5 protein-coding genes are annotated in these 4,100 nt (G+C 64.4%); all 5 read left to right on the forward strand.

The features are described 5' to 3' along the window. On the forward strand, positions 1-929 hold a 929-nt coding region (gene odhB / locus H8A95_RS41780; protein ID WP_229188285.1), incomplete at its 5' end, for a 2-oxoglutarate dehydrogenase complex dihydrolipoyllysine-residue succinyltransferase. 11 nt (positions 930-940) lie between these two features. Continuing rightward, entirely contained in the window at positions 941-1,165 is a 225-nt protein-coding gene (locus H8A95_RS41785; protein ID WP_229188286.1) for a hypothetical protein, read from the forward strand. Between the two features lie 54 nt (positions 1,166-1,219). Next, positions 1,220-1,966 (forward strand): SDR family oxidoreductase, encoded by a 747-nt coding sequence (locus H8A95_RS41790; protein ID WP_233287416.1) that lies wholly within the window; start codon positions 1,220-1,222, stop codon positions 1,964-1,966. A gap of 81 nt (positions 1,967-2,047) precedes the next feature. Next, positions 2,048-3,448 (forward strand): dihydrolipoyl dehydrogenase, encoded by a 1,401-nt coding sequence (gene lpdA, locus H8A95_RS41795; RefSeq protein ID WP_229188287.1) that lies wholly within the window; start codon positions 2,048-2,050, stop codon positions 3,446-3,448. Between the two features lie 37 nt (positions 3,449-3,485). Next, positions 3,486-4,025 carry a hypothetical protein gene (locus H8A95_RS41800; RefSeq protein WP_229188288.1) on the forward strand — a complete coding sequence of 180 codons (540 nt, stop codon included), beginning with the start codon at positions 3,486-3,488 and terminating at the stop codon, positions 4,023-4,025. The last annotated feature ends 75 nt before the right edge of the window (positions 4,026-4,100 follow it).

Raw genomic sequence — 4,100 nt, forward strand, 5'->3', positions numbered from 1 at the left:
CTGCCGCGCCCAAGGTCCCGCCGTCGGACGCACCGCTGGCGCCGTCGGTGCGCAAGCTGTCGGCCGAAAGCGGCGTCGACGCCTCCACCGTTCCGGGCTCGGGCAAGGACGGCCGCGTCACCAAGGGCGACATGCTGGCCGCGATCGAGAAGGCCGCCTCGGCGCCGACCCCGGTCAACCAGCCCGCCGCCGCCGTGCAGGTTCGTGCGCCGTCGCCGGCGGATGACGCCGCCCGTGAAGAGCGCGTAAAGATGACCCGGCTGCGCCAGACCATCGCGCGCCGCCTCAAGGACGTGCAGAACACCGCCGCGATGCTGACGACCTTCAACGAGGTCGACATGACCGAGGTGATGAAGCTGCGCGCGCTCTACAAGGATACGTTCGAGAAGAAGCACGGCTCGAAGCTCGGCTTCATGGGCTTCTTCACCAAGGCGGTCGTGCAGGGGCTGAAGGACATTCCGGCCGTCAACGCCGAGATCGACGGCTCTGACCTGATCTACAAGAACTACTACCACATCGGCGTGGCGGTCGGCACCGACCGCGGCCTGGTGGTGCCGGTGGTGCGCGACTGCGACCACAAGTCGATCGCCGAGATCGAGAAGTCGATCGCCGACTTCGGCCGCCGTGCCCGCGACGGCCAGCTCAAGATCGACGAGATGCAGGGCGGCACCTTCACCATCACCAATGGCGGCATCTACGGCTCGCTGATGTCGACGCCGATCCTCAACGCGCCGCAGTCCGGCATCCTCGGCATGCACAAGATCCAGGAGCGGCCGATGGTGGTCGGCGGCAAGATCGAGGTTCGCCCGATGATGTACCTGGCGCTGTCCTACGATCACCGCGTCATCGACGGCAAGGAAGCGGTCACCTTCCTGGTGCGCGTCAAGGAGAGCCTGGAAGATCCGGCCCGCCTGGTGCTGGATCTCTGAGGGAGGGGATTGTGGAAGAGCCGTCGCTTCTCCTTTCGTTCCTGCCATTCCTGCTGACCACCTTTATTTTCTTCCTCTTTGCGATTCCGATCAGTCGCAGGAAGGGTAAGGGTCCAGGCTTTGCCTATTGGTGTCTGATTCCGTTCCTCACGCCCTTCATTCTGTTCTATCTGGTGAGTCTGACGGACAAATCTGTCTTGGATCGATTGGCGGCACTCGAGGGTAAGACTTCGTAGTGCGGGCAGGAATCGAACTGGCCTTCGTCGGATGAACTCGTGAGGACTGATGTGATGGACAAGGTTGTGATCGTCACCGGCGGCAGCCGCGGCATCGGCCGCGCCACCGCGCTTGCTGCCGCCGCGCGCGGCTACCGCATCGTGGTTGGCTATGCGACCAATCAAGCCGCGGCCAACGAGGTCGTCGCCGCGATCGAGGCCAGGAATAGCAAAGCTATCGCGGTGAAGTGTGACGTCGGCAGCGAGCAAGACATCCTGGCGCTGTTCAAGGCGGCCGACGGGTTCGGAACGCTCGGCGCGCTCGTCAACAATGCCGGCATCGTCGGCAAGAGCGGTGTGCGCGTCGACGAGATGTCGGCCGAACGCATCCAGCAGATGATGGCGGTCAATGTCACCGGCAGCATCCTGTGCGCGCGCGAGGCGGTGAAGCGCATGTCGACCAAGCACGGCGGCGAGGGCGGCGTCATCGTCAACCTCTCCTCGGTCGCGGCGAAGCTCGGCGCGCCCAACACCTATGTCGACTATGCCGCCTCGAAGGGGGCGATCGATTCCTTCACGATCGGCCTCGGCTACGAAGTCGCCGGTGAAGGCATCCGCGTCGCCGGCATCCGGCCCGGACTGATCGACACCGACATCCACGCCGCGGGCGGCGAGCCCGATCGCGCCCATCGGCTGGCCCATATGGTGCCGATGAAGCGCGTCGGCACCGCGGACGAGATCGCCAACGCCATCGTCTGGCTGATCTCCGACGAAGCCTCCTACGTCACCAGCGCGATCCTCGACGTGTCGGGCGGTCGCTAGAGCACGATCAAGCGGGAAGCGGCCTTCCGATCAGATCGCGCCCGCCCAACTGTCACAGAGTTTAGCTACAGGACCTCAATCATGGCTTCTTACGATCTCGTCGTCATCGGCACTGGCCCCGGCGGATACGTCTGCGCGATCCGCGCGGCGCAGCTCGGCATGAAGGTTGCCGTCGTCGAGAAGAACGCGACGCTGGGCGGCACCTGCCTCAATGTCGGCTGCATGCCGTCGAAGGCGCTATTGCACGCCTCCGAGATGTTCGAGGAAGCCGCGCGCTCGTTCGCCAAGATGGGTGTCAGCGTCTCGGCGCCGAAGCTCGATCTGCCCGCGATGATGGACTTCAAGCAGCAGGGCATCGACGGCAACGTCAAGGGCGTCGAGTTCCTGATGAAGAAGAACAAGATCGACGTCCTCAAGGGCACCGGCAAGATCATCGGTGCCGGCAAGGTCGAGGTCTCCGGCGACGGCAAGTCCGAAACCGTCGAGGCCAGGAATATCGTGATCGCCACCGGTTCCGATATCGCGCGGCTGAAGGGCATCGACATCGACGAGAAGCGCATCGTGTCGTCGACCGGCGCGCTGTCGCTGGAGAAGGTGCCGTCAAGCCTGCTGATCGTCGGTGCCGGCGTGATCGGGCTCGAGCTCGGTTCGGTCTGGCATCGTCTCGGTGCCAAGGTCACCGTGGTGGAATTCCTCGACCGCATCCTGCCCGGTATGGACGGCGAAGTGGCCAAGCAATTCCAGCGCCTCCTGGAGAAGCAGGGCTTCACGTTCAAGCTCGGCGCCAAGGTCACCGCGGTCGACGCCTCCGGCAAGACGCTCCAGGCCAAGATCGAGCCGGCCGCGGGCGGCGCTGCGGAAACCATCGAAGCCGACGTGGTGCTCGTGTGCATCGGCCGTGTGCCCTACACCGAGGGCCTCGGGCTGAAGGAAGCCGGCGTTGCGCTCGACAATCGCGGCCGCGTCGAGATCGATTCGCACTTCTCGACCAACGTGAAGGGCATCTACGCGATCGGCGACGTCGTGGCCGGGCCGATGCTCGCACACAAGGCGGAAGACGAAGGCGTTGCCTGCGCGGAGATCATCGCGGGCCAGGCCGGCCATGTGAACTACGACGTCATTCCAGGCGTTGTGTATACCACGCCGGAAGTGTCGTCGGTCGGCAAGACCGAGGAAGACCTCAAGCAGGCCGGCGTCGCCTATACCGTCGGCAAATTCCCGTTTACTGCGAACGGCCGCTCCAAGGTCAACCAGACCACCGACGGCTTCGTGAAGGTTCTCGCAGATGCGAAGACGGACCGGGTGCTCGGCGTGCACATTGTCGGCGTTGAGGCCGGCGAAATGATCCACGAAGCCTGCGTTCTGATGGAATTCGGTGGTTCGGCCGAGGATCTGGCGCGGACCTGCCACGCACATCCGACCCGCTCCGAGGCCATCAAGGAAGCCGCGCTTGCGGTCGGCAAGCGCGCCATCCATATGTGATCATACGTCCGGCGCGAGCCGGGGTGAGATCAAAGCGATGTTGCGCCGCCTGCTTCAGCCGATCTGGGTCCTGCTTGCGATCATCTTCCTGATCGAGGCTTGGCTATGGGACCACCTCGAGCCGATCGTGGCCCGGGTGGTCGCGTGGATCCCGCTGCGCGCGCTCAAGCAGTGGCTTGCCGAGCGGGTCGATTCGCTGTCGCCGGCGATGACGCTGATCGTCTTCGTCGTGCCGCTGATCCCGCTGTTTCCGCTCAAGCTGGTCGGACTCTGGCTGTTGGCGAACCAATACTGGTTCAGCGCGGTCTCGCTGATCCTGTTCGCCAAGATCGTCGGCGTCGGCGTCACCGCTTTCCTGTTCGACGTGACGCGATCGAAACTGCTGGAGATGCCCTGGTTCGAGGCGCTCTATAATTTCGTGATGGCGCTGCGCGCCAAGGCCACCGAGCTGGTCGAGCCGGTCAAGCGGCGTATCCTCGAGATGATCAGTGGCGACGGTGACGGCTGGACCGCGCGCACGCTGCGCCTGATCGCGCGCTTCCGCAAAAGCGTTCACCAGACCAGCAAGGTTCTTTGATTGGGACACTCCGTCCCGTCATCCTGAGGAGCGCCAACGGTCCGCGCAAAGCGCGGCCCGATGACAGGCTCCGCG

It is taken from the genome of Bradyrhizobium oropedii, assembly GCF_020889685.1.
GTDB lineage: Bacteria > Pseudomonadota > Alphaproteobacteria > Rhizobiales > Xanthobacteraceae > Bradyrhizobium > Bradyrhizobium oropedii.

What these genes read in the sequence shown, in the direction of transcription:
- H8A95_RS41790 (WP_233287416.1), top strand. Translation starts at nt 1,220, where the DNA reads ATGGACAAGGTTGTGATCGTCACCGGCGGCAGCCGCGGCATCGGCCGC.
- lpdA (WP_229188287.1), top strand. Translation starts at nt 2,048, where the DNA reads ATGGCTTCTTACGATCTCGTCGTCATCGGCACTGGCCCCGGCGGATAC.
- H8A95_RS41800 (WP_229188288.1), top strand. Translation starts at nt 3,486, where the DNA reads ATGTTGCGCCGCCTGCTTCAGCCGATCTGGGTCCTGCTTGCGATCATC.